The 18,170-nt window shown below is 69.1% G+C and carries 22 protein-coding genes; 18 read left to right on the top strand and 4 right to left on the bottom strand.

What is annotated here, in order from left to right; all coding sequences use genetic code 11:
• Window positions 1-59 precede the first annotated feature (59 nt).
• The gene (locus NR810_RS43120; protein WP_257461269.1) at window positions 60-881 is read right to left on the bottom strand and encodes a mechanosensitive ion channel family protein; all 822 of its coding nucleotides are present in this window, start codon (window positions 879-881) and stop codon (window positions 60-62) included.
• A gap of 274 nt (window positions 882-1,155) precedes the next feature.
• Here NR810_RS43120 and NR810_RS43115 point away from each other — a divergent pair, with 274 nt between their 5' ends.
• The 3 genes from NR810_RS43115 (at window position 1,156) to NR810_RS43105 (ending at window position 3,258) form a co-directional block, all read left to right on the top strand.
• Entirely contained in the window at window positions 1,156-1,485 is a 330-nt protein-coding gene (locus NR810_RS43115; RefSeq protein WP_257461267.1) for a hypothetical protein, read from the top strand.
• 79 nt (window positions 1,486-1,564) lie between these two features.
• The gene (locus NR810_RS43110; RefSeq protein WP_257461264.1) at window positions 1,565-2,233 is read left to right on the top strand and encodes a thioredoxin family protein; all 669 of its coding nucleotides are present in this window, start codon (window positions 1,565-1,567) and stop codon (window positions 2,231-2,233) included.
• On the top strand, window positions 2,230-3,258 hold the full coding sequence (locus NR810_RS43105) for a hypothetical protein (RefSeq protein WP_257461261.1): 1,029 nt from the start codon (window positions 2,230-2,232) through the stop codon (window positions 3,256-3,258). Before NR810_RS43110 ends, NR810_RS43105 begins: the two co-directional genes overlap by 4 nt.
• Before the next feature lie 74 nt (window positions 3,259-3,332).
• On the opposite strand, the gene rpmF is transcribed toward NR810_RS43105, so the two are convergent.
• Complete coding sequence (rpmF, locus tag NR810_RS43100; RefSeq protein ID WP_257461258.1) at window positions 3,333-3,521, bottom strand: 50S ribosomal protein L32; 189 nt, start codon at window positions 3,519-3,521, stop codon at window positions 3,333-3,335.
• Between the two features lie 252 nt (window positions 3,522-3,773).
• Between rpmF and plsX the strand changes: the two genes are divergently transcribed.
• The 10 genes from plsX to ribD all read left to right on the top strand — a co-directional run bounded on the left by plsX (window position 3,774) and on the right by ribD (window position 12,902).
• Window positions 3,774-4,838: a phosphate acyltransferase PlsX gene (gene plsX / locus NR810_RS43095; RefSeq protein WP_257461255.1), complete on the top strand. Its 1,065-nt coding sequence runs from the start codon at window positions 3,774-3,776 to the stop codon at window positions 4,836-4,838.
• 50 nt (window positions 4,839-4,888) lie between these two features.
• Entirely contained in the window at window positions 4,889-5,872 is a 984-nt protein-coding gene (locus tag NR810_RS43090; RefSeq protein WP_257461254.1) for a beta-ketoacyl-ACP synthase III, read from the top strand.
• Between the two features lie 31 nt (window positions 5,873-5,903).
• Entirely contained in the window at window positions 5,904-6,839 is a 936-nt protein-coding gene (gene fabD, locus NR810_RS43085) for an ACP S-malonyltransferase (RefSeq protein ID WP_257461251.1), read from the top strand.
• 3 nt (window positions 6,840-6,842) lie between these two features.
• The gene (fabG, locus tag NR810_RS43080; protein ID WP_257461249.1) at window positions 6,843-7,589 is read left to right on the top strand and encodes a 3-oxoacyl-[acyl-carrier-protein] reductase; all 747 of its coding nucleotides are present in this window, start codon (window positions 6,843-6,845) and stop codon (window positions 7,587-7,589) included.
• Window positions 7,590-7,694: 105 nt separating this feature from the next.
• Complete coding sequence (gene acpP, locus NR810_RS43075; protein WP_204227373.1) at window positions 7,695-7,937, top strand: acyl carrier protein; 243 nt, start codon at window positions 7,695-7,697, stop codon at window positions 7,935-7,937.
• Window positions 7,938-8,011: 74 nt separating this feature from the next.
• Window positions 8,012-9,268: a beta-ketoacyl-ACP synthase II gene (gene fabF, locus NR810_RS43070; RefSeq protein WP_257461248.1), complete on the top strand. Its 1,257-nt coding sequence runs from the start codon at window positions 8,012-8,014 to the stop codon at window positions 9,266-9,268.
• 141 nt (window positions 9,269-9,409) lie between these two features.
• Window positions 9,410-9,859, top strand: a complete 450-nt coding sequence (gene rpiB / locus NR810_RS43065; RefSeq protein ID WP_257461247.1) for a ribose 5-phosphate isomerase B — start codon at window positions 9,410-9,412, stop codon at window positions 9,857-9,859.
• 34 nt (window positions 9,860-9,893) lie between these two features.
• Window positions 9,894-11,150 (top strand): serine hydroxymethyltransferase, encoded by a 1,257-nt coding sequence (locus tag NR810_RS43060; protein ID WP_257461243.1) that lies wholly within the window; start codon window positions 9,894-9,896, stop codon window positions 11,148-11,150.
• 72 nt (window positions 11,151-11,222) lie between these two features.
• Window positions 11,223-11,720 carry a transcriptional regulator NrdR gene (gene nrdR, locus NR810_RS43055; RefSeq protein ID WP_204227377.1) on the top strand — a complete coding sequence of 166 codons (498 nt, stop codon included), beginning with the start codon at window positions 11,223-11,225 and terminating at the stop codon, window positions 11,718-11,720.
• Window positions 11,721-11,726: 6 nt separating this feature from the next.
• Complete coding sequence (gene ribD / locus NR810_RS43050) at window positions 11,727-12,902, top strand: bifunctional diaminohydroxyphosphoribosylaminopyrimidine deaminase/5-amino-6-(5-phosphoribosylamino)uracil reductase RibD (protein ID WP_257461242.1); 1,176 nt, start codon at window positions 11,727-11,729, stop codon at window positions 12,900-12,902.
• Window positions 12,903-12,912: 10 nt separating this feature from the next.
• Here the strand turns inward: ribD and NR810_RS43045 are convergent, their stop codons facing one another.
• The gene (locus tag NR810_RS43045) at window positions 12,913-13,311 is read right to left on the bottom strand and encodes a nuclear transport factor 2 family protein (protein WP_257461241.1); all 399 of its coding nucleotides are present in this window, start codon (window positions 13,309-13,311) and stop codon (window positions 12,913-12,915) included.
• 82 nt (window positions 13,312-13,393) lie between these two features.
• On the opposite strand from NR810_RS43045, the gene NR810_RS43040 reads away from it, so the two are divergent.
• Window positions 13,394-13,888, top strand: a complete 495-nt coding sequence (locus tag NR810_RS43040; protein WP_257461240.1) for a MarR family transcriptional regulator — start codon at window positions 13,394-13,396, stop codon at window positions 13,886-13,888.
• A gap of 21 nt (window positions 13,889-13,909) precedes the next feature.
• Here NR810_RS43040 and NR810_RS43035 read toward each other — a convergent pair whose 3' ends face one another.
• Window positions 13,910-14,407 carry a PilZ domain-containing protein gene (locus tag NR810_RS43035; protein WP_257461239.1) on the bottom strand — a complete coding sequence of 166 codons (498 nt, stop codon included), beginning with the start codon at window positions 14,405-14,407 and terminating at the stop codon, window positions 13,910-13,912.
• A 144-nt stretch (window positions 14,408-14,551) separates the two neighbouring features.
• On the opposite strand from NR810_RS43035, the gene NR810_RS43030 reads away from it, so the two are divergent.
• From NR810_RS43030 to NR810_RS43015, 4 genes are all read left to right on the top strand, one after another.
• On the top strand, window positions 14,552-15,382 hold the full coding sequence (locus NR810_RS43030) for an SH3 domain-containing protein (RefSeq protein ID WP_257461238.1): 831 nt from the start codon (window positions 14,552-14,554) through the stop codon (window positions 15,380-15,382).
• 20 nt (window positions 15,383-15,402) lie between these two features.
• Window positions 15,403-16,542: an NHL repeat-containing protein gene (locus NR810_RS43025; protein WP_257461237.1), complete on the top strand. Its 1,140-nt coding sequence runs from the start codon at window positions 15,403-15,405 to the stop codon at window positions 16,540-16,542.
• A 144-nt stretch (window positions 16,543-16,686) separates the two neighbouring features.
• The gene (locus tag NR810_RS43020; protein ID WP_257461236.1) at window positions 16,687-16,881 is read left to right on the top strand and encodes a ferredoxin; all 195 of its coding nucleotides are present in this window, start codon (window positions 16,687-16,689) and stop codon (window positions 16,879-16,881) included.
• 34 nt (window positions 16,882-16,915) lie between these two features.
• A complete protein-coding gene (locus NR810_RS43015) occupies window positions 16,916-18,145 on the top strand; it encodes a cytochrome P450 (RefSeq protein ID WP_257461233.1) in 1,230 nt (409 codons plus the stop codon).
• Window positions 18,146-18,170: the final 25 nt, after the last annotated feature.

Genomic DNA, 18,170 nt, shown 5'->3' with positions numbered 1-18,170 from the left:
GGAGGCCGCCACCTCGTGAAGAGGGGCGGCCTCTCGTGTTTCGGCGTCTTTCAGCGGCCTCAGCTGGCCTTGGCGAGAGGCTCCTGGACCGTCGGAGCGGGAACGGTGTAGCCGGCGGACAGGAGGATCTCCTCGACTGCGTGGGCCACGGCGCCCGTCACCGGCCCCGCCATGGACGGCTTGGCCCACACCTGTACCGCCAGCACGGGCCCGAGCGCGGTGAACTCCGCCACGCCGACGGAAGGGCCGGGCTGTTGCAGCACCTCGGGCACCACCGAGACGCGCTCCTTGAGGGCATTCATCAGTCCGAACACGTCACCGCCGTGGTGCAGCGGCACCTTGATCGTGACCTGCCGGTGGGGGTGGTGGGTGAAGTTGACGATGTTGTCGCCGAACAGCCGGCTGTTGCCCACGGAGATGCGCAGGTTGTCGGGGGTGTCCAGGGTCGTGGCGAACAGGCCGATCTCCTGCACCAGGCCCGTGACGCCTCCGGCGGAGATCTCATCTCCCACCCGGAAGGGGCGCAGCACGAGCAGGAAGACGCCCGCGGCGAAGTTGGACAGCAGGCCGGACCAGGCCGTACCGATGGCGATGCCCGCCGCCGCCAGCAGCGCCGCGAACGAGGTCGTCTCGACGCCCATCAGGCCCAGGATGGCGATCAGCAGGAGGATCGTCAGCGAGCCGGTGAAGAGCGACTCGATGTAGCGGATGAGCGTGGCGTCGAGCTGGCGCTTCTGGAGGCCCAGATTCAGCACGCGCCGGAAGCCATTGATGAGGGTACGGCCCACGAACCACAGCACCAGCCCACCGACGACCTTGATCAGGAAGGGCACGGCCTGGGTGAGCGCCAACGACTTCAACTGTTCGATGAGAGCATCCATGTTATCCGGATGACATAGCATGGCTCGGGCCAGCAGCCGACCCATGCGCAAACCCTCGGCACGACGTGCCTGGGGCCAGTTGCGCGGGACGCGGTGTCCGTGTCGACACGTCGGCTGACATGTCCGGCCCGGGGTGCTGACGTGTCGGCCTGGAGGGCGTCTCGTCCGCGGGCCTGGTTCCTCGCGGGGGGGCATTCATGTAGGGGGCGGTCGGAGACGAGGCGACCCCGATACTCGGGAAGGGATACCGGGTATAGAGGAAACGGCCCCCGCGATGCCTCGTTTCGTCCACATCGTCCTGCTGTGCTGGCTGGGATTCGTGCTCACGGGTCTGCCGCGCCTGTGCGCGGAGGACGCCTGTGCGAGTGCCTGCCTGGAGCAGGGCCTGTCGGGCGATGACGACTGCGGTGGTGGGGCATCGGCGGCGCCTTGTGACGCCAGCTGCTCCGCCTGTGTGTGCGCCGGGCCTCCGGTGTCGTTGCTGCCCTCGCCAGTCTCGTTGCCCGAGGTGCCGCGGCTCATGCTCACCATCCCCCCGGGGCAGGGAGGCGCCGAGTCGAGTGGCCCGCCTGGAGAGGTCTTCCAGCCTCCGCGAGAGGCCTGACCGTCTTCGACGGAGTGTGCCGCTCGTGTGGCTTTTGTCCCTTTCGTCGGACCGGGTCTCCCGGTTCGCGGAGTCCTCCATGTCTTCTTCCATCGTCTCCGGGCGCCTCGTGTGCCCCCGCTTCCTTTTCGTCGTCTTCTTCTCCTCTGTCCTCTCGTGGGGATGCGCCACCACGACTGCTCCCCACGGCACGTTGAGTGACTTGAGCGCCGCGCGGGGGCCGGCGACGGAGTTCTGCGCCCACCGCGTGCCGGCCGAGGCCTGTACCCGCTGCCATCCCGAGCTGCAGGCCCGCTTCAAGGCCGTCGGGGATTGGTGCGCCCCCCATGGCGTGCCCGAGTCCCAGTGCTTCGTGTGCCATCCGGATCTGTCCTTCGAGCCGTTGCCCACGCTCTCGGCGGAGGCCGACCTGCGCCAGGTGGCGGAGAAGGGCGAGGACGTGCCGTCGCTGGAAGCTCACCTCGTGCCGGGCAAGGTGACGGTGTTCGACTTCTACGCCGACTGGTGCACGGTGTGCCGCGAGGTGGACCGGCACGTCTTCGCGCTGCTCAACCGGCGCTCGGACGTGGCCTACGTCAAGCTCAACGTCGTCTCGTGGGAGACGCCGCTGGCGCGCCGCTACCTCTCGAATGCTCCCGGTCTGCCCCTGCTGGTGGTGTACGGCAAGGATGGCGGCAAGGTGGCCACGCTCTCGGGTGGGGACACCCAGGCGCTCGACAAGGCCATCGCCGAGGGGGCCGCGCGGTGATGCGCCTGCTCTTCGTCTCCCTGGCCGCCGCGCTGTTCCTCTGGGCGGAGTCCGCCGAGGCGTGCGCCGGGTGCAGCAACCCCAACCTCCCGGTGGGCCGCAGCGCGAGCGGAGACCTGCGCCCGGGCGAGGTGTCCGCCACGCTCAACCTGACGATGACGGCCGTCAACGTCGTCCACAGCGAGCTCTGTCCGGACATCGGCCCCATCTGCGACGTGCGGGACGAGCCGCCCCAGCTTCACGATCAGCAGTTCTACGTGGCGGAGCTGCGCCCCCTGTTCGAGGTGGGCCTCACCGAGCGGTTCGGGCTGGAGGCCCAGGTGCCCCTGCGCTTCACGCGCACCACGGTGGTGTTCCGCCGGCTGGATGGAACGGCCTTCACGCCCGACTACGAGAACATCCACCACCGGAACGAGACGCTGGTGGGCCTGGGCGATCCCTGGTTGAGCGGCCGGGCCTCGTGGAGGGTGGGGGAGGTGAATCTCGCCGGGCGGCTCGGCGTGTCGCTGCCCCTGGGCCGCACCGAGCCCAACCCCTTCGCGCTGGGCGCGCGGGGCCTGCCCCACCAGCACATCCAGTTCGGCACGGGCACCGTCAACCCGGTGCTGTCGCTCGACGTGGGCAGGGCGCTGGGGCGCGTCCGGCTCCAGGGGTATGGCCAGGCGCAGCTCTTCCTCTACCGCAACGGCCATGGCTATCAGGCCGGCAACCGCTTCGCGGCGGGAGCTTCAGCGGAGATGACGGTGGTGGAGCGGCTGCGGGCCTCGCTGGGCGCGGACGTGCTCAACGAGCAGCCCGAGCGCTGGGACGGGGTGGTGCAGCAGGACGGCAACGTGGGCCGCACGGACGTGCTGGTGGGCGCCTCGCTGGCGTACCCCGTCGGCGCGCTGGCCCTCTCCCTGGCGGTGAAGGTGCCCGTGTACCAGCACTTCATCCAAGCCGGGCACGTCCACGGGGGAGACCCCGGACAGCTCCGCTACCCCGCCATCGTGACCCTGGGGCTGCACCGCGGCTTCGGCCCCTAGAAAGCACAAAGGCCGCCCCTCGTGGGAGGGAGCGGCCTTCTTGCCTTCCAGCGAAGCTGGACGGACGCCGAGGCTCAGGCCTGGGCGCCGGGTACCGTCTCGCGGCCCTTGTAGAAGCCGCACGCCGCGCAGGCGCGGTGGGGAAGCACCGGCTCCTTGCAGTTGGCGCAGTGGATCACCTGCACGGCGCTGCGCAGGTTGTTGTTGGCCGCACGGCGGCGGTCACGACGCATCTTGGAAGTACGCTTCTTGGGAACACCCACGGCTCACCTCTATATCGTCACGGTCCGGGACCCCGGGTTTCCCCTCATGGTTCAGACCGGCAAAAGCTCGGAAGGCGGCGGACCCTAGCCGCTCACCGCGTGTGAGTCAACGCGCGAGAGCAGGGTATCGCCACGTTCCCTGCAAACCCCGGCCCGGTGGTCGGCATTCTTATGTCCACTCCCCCAGGGGTGTCCACCTGCCTGCTCTCCGTGCTCCCGAGTCCGGGGCGTCCATGGAAGGATGCGCCCCCCATGAGGCTCGTCCTGGATGCCATGGGGGGTGACCATGCCCCCGAGGCGCCCGTACAGGGTGCCCTCCTGTTCGCGCGCGAGCACCCGGAGCACGAAGTGGTGCTCGTGGGGGACCTGTCGCGCCTGCGCGAGCCCCTGGCCCGTGCCGGCGGAGCCCCCACCAACGTGCGCCTCCACCCCGCCTCGGAAGTGGTGGAGATGGAGGATCACGCCCTGGCGGCCATCCGCCGCAAGAAGGACTCCTCCCTCCGGGTGGGCTTCGAGCTCGTCCGCCGGGGCGAGGCCGAGGCGCTGGTGTCCGCAGGGCACTCGGGGGCGGTGATGGCGGGGGCGCTGCTGGTGCTGGGCCGCATCCCCGGGGTGGAGCGCCCGGCCATCGCCACCCTGCTGCCCACCCTCGAGGGCGGCGGCCGCTGTCTGCTGCTGGACGCCGGGGCCAACGTGGAGTGCCGGCCCGTCCACTTCGCCCAGTGGGCGGTGCTGGGGGCCGCCTATGTGCGGTCCCGCCTGGGGATCGCCCGTCCGCGCGTGGCGGTGCTCTCCAATGGCGAGGAGCCCTCCAAGGGCACGCCCCTCACCCGAGAGGCCTGCGCGCTGCTGCGCGCCTCGGATCTGGACTTCATCGGCTATGTGGAGGGGAAGGATCTCTTCTCCGGGGACGTAGAGGTGGTCGTCACCGACGGCTTCACCGGCAACGTGGTCCTCAAGGCGTCCGAGGGCGTGGCGGCGGCCGTGACGGGGCTCCTGCGCTCGGCCATCGAGCGCCGGGGGGGTCTGCCGGAGAAGCTGGGAGCGCTGCTGCTCCAGCCCACCTTCACCGGCCTGAAGAAGATGATGGACTACGCCGAGTACGGAGGCGCGCCGTTGCTCGGCATCCAGGGGGTGGGCATCGTGGCCCATGGCCGCAGCTCGCCCCGAGCGGTGCAGCAGGCCCTGGAGGCCGCCCTGCAGACGGCCCGGGCGGGGTTGAGCGCCGAATTGACGCGATGCATCGCGGAAGCCGCCGCCTGGCTCCCTGCCCGACAGAGGGGAAAGGGGGCGACAGACGAGGCTCTTTCCGATTAGAGAGCGCGCGCGAGGCGTTCGTGTCGGGAACCCCCCACAGGGAGCCCCTCTTGGCACGCACGCAGATCATCGGAACCGGCTCGTACGCACCGGAGAAGGTCCTGACCAACGCCGACCTCGAAAAGCTCGTCGACACCACGGACGAGTGGATCACCGAGCGCACGGGCATCCGCAAGCGCCGGGTCGCCGCGCCGGGCGAGACCACCAGCGACATGGCCGTTCATGCGGCCAGGCGTGCGCTGGAGATGGCGGGCGTCAAGCCGGAGGAGCTGGGGCTCATCGTGGTGGGCACCGTCACGCCGGACATGCCCATGCCCTCCTGCGCCGCCCTGGTGCAGGCCAGGCTGGGCGCGAGGAACGCCTTCGCCTTCGACGTGTCGGCGGCGTGCTCCGGCTCGCTCTATGCCCTCAGCGTGGCGGATCAATTCATCCGCACCGGCCAGGTGAAGCGCGCGCTGGTGATTGGCGCCGAGATGCTCAGCCGCACCGTCAACTGGGAGGATCGCAACACCTGCGTGCTCTTCGGGGACGCGGCGGGCGCCATGGTGATCGCCCCCACCGAGGACGCGTCGCGCGGGCTGCTCTCCACGCACCTCTATACGGACGGCTCCTTCGCGGAGATCCTCTGCATCCCGGGCGGCGGCACCAGCAAGCCCGCCTGCGAGGAGGTGCTGAAGGAGAAGCTGCACACGCTGCACATGAACGGCCGTGAGGTCTTCAAGTTCGCGGTGCGCGCCCTGGCGGACTCCACCGTCACGGCCCTGAAGTCCAATGGAATGCATGCCCGGGACGTGGATCACGTCATTTCCCATCAGGCCAACATCCGGATCCTCGAAGCCGTGCTACAGCGGCTGGAGCTGCCGGTGGAGAAGTGCTGGCTCAACCTGCACGAGTACGGCAATACGTCCTCGGCGTCCCTGCCCATGACGCTGGACGAGGCCAACCGGGCGGGTCGGCTGAAGAAGGGCGACGTGGTGGCGATGATGGCCATTGGCGCGGGGATGACGTGGGGCAGCGCGGTGATGCGCTGGTAGGGACGAGACATTCAGGGAGGGAGCAGGAAACATGTCGAAGATCGCGTTCGTCTTCCCCGGCCAGGGCAGTCAGGCCGTCGGCATGGGGAAGGACCTGTACGAGAAGTTCCCCGAGGCACGGGCCGTCTTCGAGGCGGCGGACGAGGCGCTGGGCGAGAAGTTCTCCCAGATGCTGTTCGAGGGCCCGGAGGCGGCGCTCAAGCTGACGGCCAACACGCAGCCGGCCATCCTCACGGTGTCGGTGGCGGCGCACGCCGTCTTCTCCCAGCGGGGGCCGGCGCCGGCCTTCGTGGCGGGGCACTCGCTGGGCGAGTACTCGGCGCTGGTGGCGGCGGGCTCGCTGCAGCTGGCGGACGCGGTGCGGGCGGTGCGCGCCCGCGGCTCCTTCATGCAGGAGGCGGTCCCCGAGGGCGTGGGCGCCATGGCCGCCATCCTCGGCCTGCTGCCGGACAAGGTGAAGGCGGCGTGTGACGAGGCGGCCCAGGGCCAGGTGGTGTCCCCCGCCAACTACAACTCGCCGGAGCAGACGGTCATCGCCGGCAACGCCCAGGCGGTGGAGCGGGCCGGGGCGAAGTGCAAGGAGCTGGGCGCCAAGCGCGTCATGCCCCTGCCCGTGTCCGCCCCCTTCCACTGCGCGCTGATGGATCCGGTGAAGCCCCGCCTGGGCGAGGTGCTGGCGAAGGTGAAGGTGTCCGCTCCGTCCGTCCCCGTGGTGACGAACGTGGAGGCGAAGCCCAACGCGGATGCCTCCCGCGTGGTGCCGCTGCTGCTCGAGCAGGTCAGCTCCCCGGTGCGGTGGATCGAGTGCATCGAGGCCCTCAAGGCCGAGGGCGTGACGCGCATCATCGAGCTGGGCCCTGGCAAGGTGCTGAGCGGGCTCACCAAGCGCATCACCAAGGACATCGAGTCGTTCAACGTGGAAGACGCCGCCAGCCTGGAGAAGGCTCTCGCGGCACTGGGGGCCTGAGAGATGAGCGCGTTCAAGGACAAGGTGGTGCTGGTGACGGGTGGCTCGCGAGGTATCGGCCGCTCCATCGCCGTGGCGTTCGCGAAGCAGGGCGCCACCGTGGTCATCAGCTACGCGGGCAACGAGGCCGCGGCGCAGGAGACGCTGGGCCTCATCCAGGCGGCCGGGGGCAAGGGCGAGTCGGTGCGCTTCGACGTGGCGGACACCGCCGCGTGCGCCAGCACGGTGGAGGGCCTCGTCAAGACGCACGGCCGGCTGGATGTGCTCGTCAACAACGCCGGCGTGGCCGTGGACGGCCTGGTCATGCGCGTGAAGGACGAGGACTGGGACAAGCAGCTGGACACCAACCTCAAGGGTGCCTTCGCGCTCATCCGCGCCGCCAGCCGCCCCATGATGAAGCAGAAGGGTGGGGCCATCATCAACCTGACCTCCGTGGTCGGCGAGATGGGCAATGGTGGACAGGCCGCCTACTCGGCTTCCAAAGCGGGTCTCATCGGACTCACCAAGTCGGTGGCCCGGGAGCTGGCCAGCCGCAACATCCGGGTCAACGCCGTCTCGCCGGGCTTCATCGGCACGGACATGACCTCCCACCTGGAGGGGGAGACGCGGGAGAAGATGCTGGCCGCCATCCCCCTGGCCCGGCTGGGGTCCCCCGAGGACGTGGCCAACGCCGTCCTCTTCCTGGCCAGCGACAGCGCCGCCTACATCACCGGAGAGGTTCTGAAGGTGAATGGCGGCATGTACATGTAGCCAAGGGTTGGATCAGGGTCGGGCGTGGGATATACCGCGCCCGCATTTACCCAGGTTCGGGGAGTACACCGGACCGCCACGTGGTTCCTGGAGGGTTCAATACCTATGTCGACTTCTGCTATCGAGGCCAAGGTCAAGTCCATCATCGCGGACCAGCTGGGCGTGGGCGAGGAGGAGATCAAGCCGGAGTCCTCGTTCATCGAGGATCTGGGCGCGGACAGCCTCGACATCGTGGAGCTGGTGATGGCGATGGAGGAGGAGTTCGAGGTCGAGATCCCCGACGAGGAGGCCGAGAACATCAAGTCCGTCGGTGACGCCATCAACTACATCAACACGCACAAGAAGTAGGCATCACCGTAGGGCCGGGGAGCGCTGGTCCCCCAGCGTTCCATGGCAGTAGCGCGCATCGAGTGGAGAGCAACGTGTCAAACCGTCGAGTCGTCATCACCGGAACCGGCCTCATCACGGCGCTGGGTACGGGCACCGAGAAGAACTGGCAGGCGATGCTCGCCGGTACTTCGGGCATCGCACCCATCACCCGTTTCGAGGTGGGAAAGATCGATACCCGCTTCGCCGGCGAGGTGAAGGACTTCCAGCCCGAGCAGTTCATCGACAAGCGCGAAGTGCGCCGGATGGACCTGTTCGCCCAATACGCGCTCGCGGCGGCCGACATGGCCGTCAAGGAGAGCGGTCTGCCCATCGGGCCGGATGCTCCCCATGGCTATGCGCAGGAGAAGGTGGGCGTCATCGTTGGCTCGGGCATCGGCGGCATCTCCTCGCTGGAGGAGCAGCACCGCAAGGGCCTGGAGAAGGGGTTCGACCGGCTGTCGCCCTTCTTCATCATCCAGATGATCATCAACATGGCCCCGGGCCTCATCTCCATGCGCTACGGCTGCAAGGGGCCCAACTGGTCGCCGGTGTCGGCCTGCGCCACCAGCGCCCACGCCATTGGCGAGGCGTGGAAGTCCATCCGGCTGGGTGAGACGGACGCGGCGATCGCGGGCGGTGCCGAGGCGGCCATCACCCCGCTGGGGATGGGTGGCTTCTCGGTGATGAAGGCGCTGTCCACGCACAACGAGGATCCGACGAAGGCCAGCCGCCCGTTCGACAAGGAGCGCGACGGCTTCGTGATGGGCGAGGGCGCGGGCATCGTGGTGCTCGAGGAGCTGGAGCACGCGAAGAAGCGCGGCGCGAACATCCTGGCGGAGCTGGTGGGCTACGGGGCGAACTCGGACGCGCACCACGTGACGGCGCCGGCCCCCGAGGGCGAGGGCGCGGCGCGCTGCATGCGCCTGGCGCTGGCCTCGGCGGGGATGAACCCGGAGGAAGTGGGCTACATCAACGCGCACGGCACGTCGACGCCGTTCAACGACGCCAACGAGACGAAGGCGATCAAGACGGTCTTCGGGGCGCACGCGAAGAAGCTGGCGGTGTCGTCGACCAAGTCGATGACGGGCCACATGCTGGGCGCGGCGGGTGGAGCGGAGGCGGTGATCAGCGCGCTGACGCTGCTGCGAGGAATCATCCCGCCGACGATCAACTACACCACGCCGGATCCGGAGTGCGATCTGGACTACGTGCCGAACAAGGCGCGTGAGCAGCGGGTGGACGCGGCGATGAGCAACTCGTTCGGCTTCGGCGGAACGAACGCGGTGCTGTTGTTCAAGCGCTTCAAGTAGAACCCCCTCTCCCGCCGGGAGAGGGACGGGGTGAGGGTAGAGCGGACCGAGGAGTCATGCCCGTGTCCGCTCCCTCTCCCTCTGGGAGAGGGCTGGGGTGAGGGTCTAACCCGGCCCGAAGCTGAAGCAGGGAGGGAGCACGTGAAGCTCATCATCGCGTCGGACCATGCGGGACTGGAGCTGCGCCGCGAGCTCGTGGCCCTCCTGAAGGAGAAGGGCCACGCGTTCGACGACGTGGGCCCGACGACGAACGCCTCGGTGGACTACCCGGACTTCGCGAAGAACGTGTCGCGAGCGGTGTCCGAGGGCCGTTACACACACGGAGTGCTGGTGTGTGGAACAGGCATCGGGATGAGCATCGTGGCCAACAAGTACCGGGGCGTGCGCGCGGCCCTGTGTACGACGGAGTTCGAGGCGCGGATGGCGCGAGCGCACAACGACGCCAACGTGCTGTGCCTGGGCCAGAGGGTGGTGGGGTTGGGGGTGGCCTGGAGCATCCTCGAGACCTTCCTGGCGACGCCGTTCGAGGGCGGGCGGCACCAGAAGCGCGTCGACAAGATTCGCGAGGCCGAGTCCGAGAACGGACGCTGAGGCCGGCAGTTCCTACCCGAGGGAGACCGCATCCATGGAGAACATCCGCAAGCTGGCCGAGGTCGATCCGGAGATCGCCAAGGTCGTACTCGAGGAGACGCGGCGCCAGGAGGAAGGCCTGGAGCTCATCGCCTCGGAGAACTTCGTGAGCCCGGCCGTGATGGAGGCGATGGGCTCGGTGCTGACGAACAAGTACGCCGAGGGCTACCCGGGCAAGCGCTACTACGGTGGCTGCGAGGTGGTGGACGTGGCGGAGAACCTCGCCATCAACCGGGCGAAGGAGCTCTTCGGCGCGGACTTCGTCAACGTGCAGGCGCACTCGGGAAGCCAGGCGAACATGGGCGCCTACATGGCGCTGATGAAGCCGGGTGACACGATGCTGTCGCTGGACCTGAACTCGGGCGGCCACCTCACGCACGGGGCGGCGTTCAACTTCTCCGGCAAGCTCTACAAGATCGTCCACTACGGGCTGACGCGGGACACGGAGACGCTGGACTACGCGCAGGCGGCGGCGCTGGCCAAGGAGCACAAGCCGAAGGTGGTGGTGGTGGGTGCCTCGGCGTACCCGCGGACCATCGACTTCGCGAAGTTCCGGGAGATCGCCGACAGCGTGGGCGCGGCGCTGATGGTGGACATGGCGCACATCGCCGGCCTGGTGGCGGCGGGGGTGCACCCCTCGCCGGTGCCGCTGGCGGACATCGTCACCTCGACCACGCACAAGACGCTGCGCGGCCCGCGCGGTGGCCTGGTGATGAGCAAGGAGCAGTACGGCAAGGCGCTCAACAGCCAGATCTTCCCGGGCATCCAGGGCGGCCCGCTGATGCACGTCATCGCGGCCAAGGCGGTGGCCTTCCGCGAGGCGCTGTCACCCGAGTTCAAGGCGTACCAGCGGCAGATCGTCGCCAACGCCCAGGCGCTGGCCGAGGCGCTCAGGCGCGGGGGCCTGCGGCTGTGCTCGGGCGGTACGGACAACCACCTGATGCTGGTGGACCTGCGGCCGAAGAACCTCGTGGGCAAGGTGGCCGAGGAGGTGCTGAACAAGGCCGGCATCACGGTGAACAAGAACATGATTCCGTTCGACCCGGAGAAGCCGACGGTGACGTCGGGAGTCCGGATCGGCACGCCGGCGGTCACCTCGCGCGGGATGAAGGAGGCGGAGATGGCCACCATCGGCGCGTTCGTGGTGGAGGCGCTGGATCACGCCTCGGACGACCAGCGGCTGGCCCAGATCCGCGCTCGCATCCAGGAGTTCACCCGGAGCTTCCCGCTCTACGCCACGCGGCTGAAGTAGCCATCGCTCTCCCTCTCCCTCTGGGAGAGGGTCGGGGTGAGGGTCTTCCCCTCACTCCCGTGCCCCCCATCCATGCGCTGCCCCTTCTGCCAGGACGCCGAGAACAAGGTCATCGACTCGCGCGAGTCGCACGAGGGGTCCGTCATCCGCCGGCGGCGCGAGTGCCTGCAGTGCAAGCGGCGCTTCACGACATACGAGCGGGTGGAGGAGCTCTACCCGCTCATCGTGAAGAAGGATGGGCGGCGGGAGACGTTCGACCGGGACAAGCTGCTGGCGGGGCTGAAGAAGGCCTGTGAGAAGCGGCCGGTCTCCGCGGATCAGCTCGAGGAGACGGTGGTCGCCATCGAGCGGTTGTTGCAGGGGATGGGCGAGAAGGAAGTGCCCTCGTCGGTCATCGGCGAGGAGGTGATGCGCCGGCTGCACGGGCTGGACGAGGTGGCCTACGTGCGCTTCGCCTCGGTGTACCGGAGCTTCCGGGACATCTCCGAGTTCATGGAGGAGCTGAAGGACCTGCTGTCGGACCGGACGCGGGAGCTCAAGCCGCCGAAGCCGGCGGGCAAGGATGGTTGACGGGCGATGCGGCTCTTGACGCGAGCGCGGATGCAGGCGAGGCGGACCCCCCGGGCGAAGCGCGCGGCGGACTTCGATCGGGCGGTGGCGGAGTTCTTCATGCGCCTGGCGCTGGAGGAGGCCGCCAAGGGACTGGGACGGACGAGCCCCAACCCGGTGGTGGGCGCGGTGCTGGTGAAGGGCGGCCGCATCATCGCGCGCGGCTACCACCGGCGGGCCGGAACGGCGCACGCCGAGGTGGTGGCGCTCGAGGCCGCGGGCAGCAAGGCGCGTGGGGCGGACCTCTACACGACGCTGGAGCCGTGCGACCACTACGGGCGCACCCCGCCGTGCAGCCAGGCCATCCTCGACGCGGGCGTGCGCCGGGTCTTCGTCGCCTCGTCGGACCCCAACCCGAAGGTGAACGGCAAGGGCGTGGCGCGGCTGCGGCGCGCGGGCGTGGAGGTCGTCACCGGCGTGCTGAAGGACGAGGCCGACAAGCTCAACCGGCCCTTCTTCAAGGCGGTGGGCACGGGCCTGTCCTACGTCACCCTCAAGGCGGCGGTGACGCTGGATGGCAAGCTGGCCACGGCCACCGGGGACTCGCGCTGGGTGACGGGTGAGCAGGCCCGCGCGTGGGTGCACCGGCTGCGCGACCAGGTGGACGTCATCCTCGTGGGCGCCAACACTGTCCGGAAGGACAACCCCCAGCTCACCACCCGGCTGCCGGACGGCGGCGGGAAGGATCCGGTGCGCGTGCTGGTGGACTCGCACCTGCGCCTGTCGCCGAAGCTGACCGTCTTCACCCAGCGCTCCCTGGCGCGCACCGTGGTGGCCACGCTGGAGGACCCCGCGGACCGCAAGGCGAAGCGCTTCCTCGCGGCGGGCGCCGACGTCTGGCGGATGCCCGAGAAGGACGGGCGGGTGGACCTCGAGGCGCTGATGCGCCGCCTCGCGAAGGAGGGCCTCAACCACGTGCTGGTGGAGGGTGGGGCGGAGATGTACGGCTCGTTCCTCCGCCAGGAGCTGGCGGACGAGCTCCTCCTCTTCGTCGCTCCCAAGCTGATCGGCGGCGAGGGCCTGTCCTGGTCGGGCTCCCTGGGCATCAAGCAGATGGCCCGGGCGCTCACCGTGAACACGCTCTCCTTCGAGCAGGTGGGCGAGGATCTGCTCCTCCGGGCGCGGCTGCGGGGCGCGAAGTGACGGCGCGGGCCTAGAACGGCTCGAAGCAGTCGTAGTTGCGCAGCGAGGTGATGCGCCCGTCGCGGATCGTCATGAACATGGCGAGCGAGGCGCGCATCGTCCCTCCCGCGGGCAGGGAGCCCGCCGGCACCTTCAGCGTGGCGCTCCAGTCGACCTCGAGGGCCACGGTGTCTCCCTCCGCCACCGCGTGACGGACCTCGTAGCGCTGCGAGGACACCGACGTCTGGCCCTTCTCCGCCGATTCGAGCAGCGCCCGCAGATCCCTCGTCTTCCCGGACGGCGTGAGCCGGTTGGGGTACTCCCGCTGGGAGACCTCGGGGTGGAAGAAGGCGGCCAGCGCCTCGCCGGTCGCTCCCTGCTCCAGGGCCCTCAGGTAGCGGCGCGCGGTCTCCAGATTCGTCGTGGACATGGTGCTGCCTCCCGTCTGATGCACAACCAGGGTTGCACAACTCAATTTGCACAACCCGAGTTGTGGATGCAAGCTTCCCCGCATGACACGCCGGACAGAGGCCGCCGCGGTGCGGCTGGACACGTTGGACCTGGGGCACCTGGCCCTCTTCGTGGGAATGAGGGTGAACGACCTCGTGCTCGAGGAACTGCACGCGGCGGGCTTCACGGGCCTGCGCCAGGCGCACGGGTACGTCTTCCAGCACCTGCTGGGAGGCGCGAGGTCCATCGGCGAGCTCGCGGGGTTGCTGGAGGTGACGCAGCAGGCCGCGTCGAAGACGGTCGCCGAGCTGGAGAAGCTGGGCTACGTCGAGGAGGCCGGGTCCGACGACGCACGCGTCCGCCGGGTCCGTCTGTCGGTGCGCGGGCAGGCCTCCGTGGAGCGGAGCCGCTCGGCGCGCGCCGAGCTCGAGAAGCGCTTCGAGAGCCTCCAGGGGCGTCGCGCCCTCGAGGACACGCGCAAGCTGCTGGGGGAGGTGCTCGAGTCGCTGGGAGGCGCGGAGGCCGTGCGGACCCGGCGGATCCGCTCCCCGCGCTGAGGGCCGCGCGGCGGGCCCCGCTCAGGCCGCGATGTATCCGAGCGCCAGATCGAAGATGAGCATCTCCAGCCGCTCGCGGTCCTGCTCGCCCAGGTCCGTGAAGGTGAAGGAGACCCGCCGAGGACCCTCGGGGGCGGCGGGGGCGAGCGCGACCACCTGCGCGCGGCCCACCACCGGCTCCTCGTCCTGTTCCGGCAGCCACAGCACGAAGCCGCCGAGCTCCCCCTGGGCGGGAGTGCCGGCCAGCATGCAGGAGAAACCTCCCGAGGAGATGTCCAGGGTCCGGCTGCGCGCGGAGCCCGAGCGGAAGCCGATGTCCACGGACATGCCCTTGGGGACGCGGAAGTTGCGCCGGGCGGCGGCCCCCGGCTGGAGCTTGTGTCCCTGGGCCGCCAGCAGCGTGCTCGCCAGCTGCTCTCTCGCCTCCAGATAGAGCTCGCGCTCCTCGGTCGTGTGCAGCTTCCGGCGCGCCCGCTCGTGAAGTTCTCGGAAGCTCGTCAGCCAGGCGGAAAAGTCCATGGGTCCTCCGAGGCGCCATTCTAGCGTGCTTTTTCGGACAAAACCGCCGGGTGCATTAATCTCGTTTTTCAGTTCTTCAAGGAAAGGCTATCAACGCTACCTTCCCGTCTTTCCCCTCGCGGTTCCCTCGGGGTGGAGGTTCGTATGAGCAGCCGGAGCAGGAGCGGTCATCCCTTGAAGTGGCTGGTGGTGCTGGCGGTCGTGGCGGTGGGTTGCGGTGGCGGCCCGTCGTCCGTGGAGAGCGTCGAGCTGAAGGGGGCCGATGAGGAGCTCGGCACCAGCGCCGACGCGCTGACCGGCTGTGTCACCGCCGGCGCGAGCCTCCAGACGACCACGAACCTGAACCTGAGGAGCGGACCCGGGACGAGCTACGGCATCCTCCTGACCATGCCGGGCAGCAGCATCGCCCGGGAGGTGGGCGGGGGCTGTCCCACGAGCGGCTGGTACAAGCTCACCTACAGCGGCGTCACGGGCTGGGCCTCGGGCACCTATCTCACCCTGGTGGCCGGCTCCTCGACGACTCGCGACGACGCCATCACCCGGGCCCAGGGGGCGATGGGCTTCTCCTACTGGTGGGGCCATGGCGCCTGGAAGTCTGGCGCCGCCGTGGGCTCGTGCTCGGGCAACTGCCCGAGCTGCACGCACAGCGGCTCGTACGGCGCGGACTGCTCCGGCTTCCTCGCCAAGGCCTGGGTGGTGCCTGCCACCAACAGCAACGTGTCGGTCGACTCGCACCCCTACGGCACCATCCACTTCAACTCCGACACCAGTCAGTGGACGACCATCTCCCGTGACAGCCTGCTGAAGGCGGATGCCCTCGTGTACAACCAGGACGGCGCGGGCCACACCTTCCTCTACGAGTCGGGGGACGGCTGGGGCAGCATGTGGGCCTACGAGTGCAAGGGCTGCGCGTACGGCTGCGTGCACAACCTCCGCACCGCCACCACGACCTATCACGCCATCCGGCACTTCTAGCCCCTCGGAGGCTCGAGCCGATGTCCGGAAGGGAAGAGGCCATGGAGTCGCGCAAGCGCGCTGTCGTCGTCATCCTGGGGCTCGTCGTGTTCGCGCTCGGCATCGTGGCCGTGACGGCGGCGACGGGCGGCAAGGACCGTTCGGAGTCCGGCCCGCGGCCGGGGGGGCCGGAGGCCGCGGCGGCCCGGGGCGGCGGTGCCATTGCCATGGCCTCTCCGGGAAGCAAGGGGGGCGGACAGGCGTCGGGTGCCTCCCAGCCCGCCTCCAGGCCCGGGGAGGTTCTCGCGGAGCTGGCCTGGGGCTCTGGCGACTCCCAGCTCGGGCGCGAGCGTCCCCAGGAGGGAAACCCCGAGGCGCCCATGTCCCTCGCGGTGTCGCCGCTCGGGGACGTCGTTGTGCTGGATCAGGTCAACGGCCGGCTCGTGCGGCTGGGCCCGGACGGCAAGGTCACCGGCACTCTTCCCATCACCCAGCAGGCCCCTCAGGACGTCGCCGTGGCGAAGGACGGCACGGTGCTGGTGCTCGACCGGCTGCGGGACAAGACCGTGGCCATCATCGATCCCTACACGGGCGCCCTCAAAGGAGACCTGCCCGTACAGGGCGAGGGCATCCCCAATCCCGGCGGCATCACCGGCACCTTCGTGGATGGAGACTCGGTGTACGTCGAGCGCGAGCACGGCGCGCTGATCCGCATCGGAGACCTTTCTGGCAAGGCCGACACCACGCGCCCGGAGATTCCCGGCCGCCCCACGCGCGACGGCCGTGCCTACGTCCTCGCGCGCATCATCGACGGCCCGAGCGGCCGCCTCCTCCTCAATGTCGTCGATCGCCCGTCGGGCCAGCACCGCTACACCCGCGAGTACCGGCTTCAGTTCCCGCTGATGTTCATCACGCTGCTCGACTCCGACCGCGCCGGCATCCTCTACCTGGCCGTCGCGGGCGAGCTGCCCACCGGCAAGGCCAGCCCGGCCACCGAGCCCGCCGTGCGGCTCTTCTGCGTGGAGCCGCTGGACGGCAAGGTCATCGGCCAGACGGACCTGCCCCTCAACACCCTGCCCGAGGAGACCTTCCGGGACTTCACCGTGCTCGACGAGGGTGGCGTCCTCTACCAGTACCGCACCGAGTCTGGCGTCTCCCTGCGCCGGGCCGACTGCCGGTAGGCGGGGCGGAGCAAGCCTCCTCTGTCGGTCACCGTCCAGGAGTTCGGTCCCGTCGGGTTTCTCCGATTGCTGGATGGCGCTCCGCTCTGTTACCCTCGTGTGGATTTTTTGATTGATAAAATAGTCAATCAAAAGGAGATGGGCATGAAGATCGTGGTCGACTGGGACCGCTGTGAGGCCAACGGCGTGTGCATGAACGTGGCGCCGGAGGCCTTCAACCTGGACGAGAAGGACACGCTGCACGTGCTCACGGAGAACGTGCCACCCGAGCTGCGAGCCAAGGTGGAGAAGGCCGTGCGTGACTGCCCCCGCCAGGCGCTCTCCCTGTCCAACGACTGACCCGCGCAGTACCCCCCTGAAAAGGAGTTCATCGATGTCCGCCCAGATGCAGTTCAATCCCTACGCACCCGGCTATGACGTGAATCCCTATCCCGCGCTCGAGAAGCTGCGGACGGAGGCGCCGATCTTCTACTGGGAGCAGGGGCGCGGCTGGCTCGTGAGCCGGTATGAGGATGCCGTGGCCGTGCTCCGCGATGGCCAGCGGTTCTCGCCCAACCGGAATCACTGGGAGTTCGCCTCGGCGCTGGGCGACTCCGCGATCGTCCCCGAGCTGGCGGAGCTGAACAAGAACGGGCTGTTCGCCCTGGACGCGCAGAACCATGCCCGCGTGCGCAAGCTCGTCAGCCCCGCGCTCACCCCGCGCGCCATCGAGCGGCTGCGCCCGGAGATCCAGGCCATCGTCGATGAGATCCTCGACGGCGTGGCGGCCAAGGGCCGGCTGGACGTGGTCAATGAGTTCGCCGAGCGCATCCCCGCGCGCGTTATCGGCTCCATGCTGAAGATCCCCAAGGGGCGCGAGGAGCTGTTCCAGGACTTCACGAACGCGGTGGTCAAGAACTTCCTCCCCGGCCTGGTGGCTCCCGAGGAGCAGGAGATCCTCCGCCGGCACATCCGCGACGGGCTCGCCCTGGTGAGCGAGACGATCGACGAGCGGCGCCGCAATCCGCAGGAGAACGACATCATGACCACGCTCATCCAGACGGAGGAGCAGGGGGACAAGCTCAACAAGGAGGAGCTGCTCTCGCTGGTGTCCGCGCTCATCGTGGGAGGCTTCGAGACCACCGTCCACCTGATCGCCTTCTGCGTGTACAACCTGCTGCAGCGGCCCGAGGTGGTCGCGCAGGTGAAGAGCGAGCCCGAGCTGTTCAAGAACCTGATCGAGGAGGTGCTGCGCTTCGACAACTTCGGGAAGATGGGCATCGCCCGCTATGCCCTGGAGGACGTGGAGCTGAGCGGGGTGCACATCAAGAAGGGCCAGATGCTGCTCCTCATGCTCAACAGCGCGCTGCGCGACGAGAGCACGTTCGACAAGGCGGATGTCTTCGACGTGCGGCGCAACACGAACGTGAGCATCGCGTTCGGCCACGGGGCGCACTACTGCATCGGGGCCAACCTGGCGCGGCTCGAGGTGCAGATCGCCGTGGGCACCCTGGTGCGCCGGTTCCCGGAGCTGCGGCTCGCGAAGCAGCCCTCGTTCGGGCCGCACCCCGTCATCCGCCGGATGGAGGCGCTCGAGGTCGAGCTCCGCTCGCCCTCGGCGTGAGTCACTCCGGTACCCGGATGAAGCG

It is taken from the genome of Archangium lipolyticum, assembly GCF_024623785.1.
GTDB classification, from domain to species: domain Bacteria; phylum Myxococcota; class Myxococcia; order Myxococcales; family Myxococcaceae; genus Archangium; species Archangium lipolyticum.
The sequence above is the reverse complement of the archived record's forward strand: the minus strand, read 5'-3'. Positions and strand labels throughout refer to the sequence as shown.

What these genes read in the sequence shown, in the direction of transcription:
- plsX (WP_257461255.1), top strand. Translation starts at nt 3,774, where the DNA reads ATGAGGCTCGTCCTGGATGCCATGGGGGGTGACCATGCCCCCGAGGCG.
- NR810_RS43060 (WP_257461243.1), top strand. Translation starts at nt 9,894, where the DNA reads ATGGAGAACATCCGCAAGCTGGCCGAGGTCGATCCGGAGATCGCCAAG.
- ribD (WP_257461242.1), top strand. Translation starts at nt 11,727, where the DNA reads ATGCGGCTCTTGACGCGAGCGCGGATGCAGGCGAGGCGGACCCCCCGG.
- NR810_RS43115 (WP_257461267.1), top strand. Translation starts at nt 1,156, where the DNA reads ATGCCTCGTTTCGTCCACATCGTCCTGCTGTGCTGGCTGGGATTCGTG.
- NR810_RS43110 (WP_257461264.1), top strand. Translation starts at nt 1,565, where the DNA reads ATGTCTTCTTCCATCGTCTCCGGGCGCCTCGTGTGCCCCCGCTTCCTT.
- NR810_RS43020 (WP_257461236.1), top strand. Translation starts at nt 16,687, where the DNA reads ATGAAGATCGTGGTCGACTGGGACCGCTGTGAGGCCAACGGCGTGTGC.
- NR810_RS43120 (WP_257461269.1), bottom strand. Translation starts at nt 881, where the DNA reads ATGGATGCTCTCATCGAACAGTTGAAGTCGTTGGCGCTCACCCAGGCC.
- NR810_RS43035 (WP_257461239.1), bottom strand. Translation starts at nt 14,407, where the DNA reads ATGGACTTTTCCGCCTGGCTGACGAGCTTCCGAGAACTTCACGAGCGG.
- NR810_RS43015 (WP_257461233.1), top strand. Translation starts at nt 16,916, where the DNA reads ATGTCCGCCCAGATGCAGTTCAATCCCTACGCACCCGGCTATGACGTG.
- fabG (WP_257461249.1), top strand. Translation starts at nt 6,843, where the DNA reads ATGAGCGCGTTCAAGGACAAGGTGGTGCTGGTGACGGGTGGCTCGCGA.
- NR810_RS43045 (WP_257461241.1), bottom strand. Translation starts at nt 13,311, where the DNA reads ATGTCCACGACGAATCTGGAGACCGCGCGCCGCTACCTGAGGGCCCTG.
- NR810_RS43030 (WP_257461238.1), top strand. Translation starts at nt 14,552, where the DNA reads ATGAGCAGCCGGAGCAGGAGCGGTCATCCCTTGAAGTGGCTGGTGGTG.
- NR810_RS43040 (WP_257461240.1), top strand. Translation starts at nt 13,394, where the DNA reads ATGACACGCCGGACAGAGGCCGCCGCGGTGCGGCTGGACACGTTGGAC.
- nrdR (WP_204227377.1), top strand. Translation starts at nt 11,223, where the DNA reads ATGCGCTGCCCCTTCTGCCAGGACGCCGAGAACAAGGTCATCGACTCG.
- fabD (WP_257461251.1), top strand. Translation starts at nt 5,904, where the DNA reads ATGTCGAAGATCGCGTTCGTCTTCCCCGGCCAGGGCAGTCAGGCCGTC.
- NR810_RS43025 (WP_257461237.1), top strand. Translation starts at nt 15,403, where the DNA reads ATGTCCGGAAGGGAAGAGGCCATGGAGTCGCGCAAGCGCGCTGTCGTC.
- acpP (WP_204227373.1), top strand. Translation starts at nt 7,695, where the DNA reads ATGTCGACTTCTGCTATCGAGGCCAAGGTCAAGTCCATCATCGCGGAC.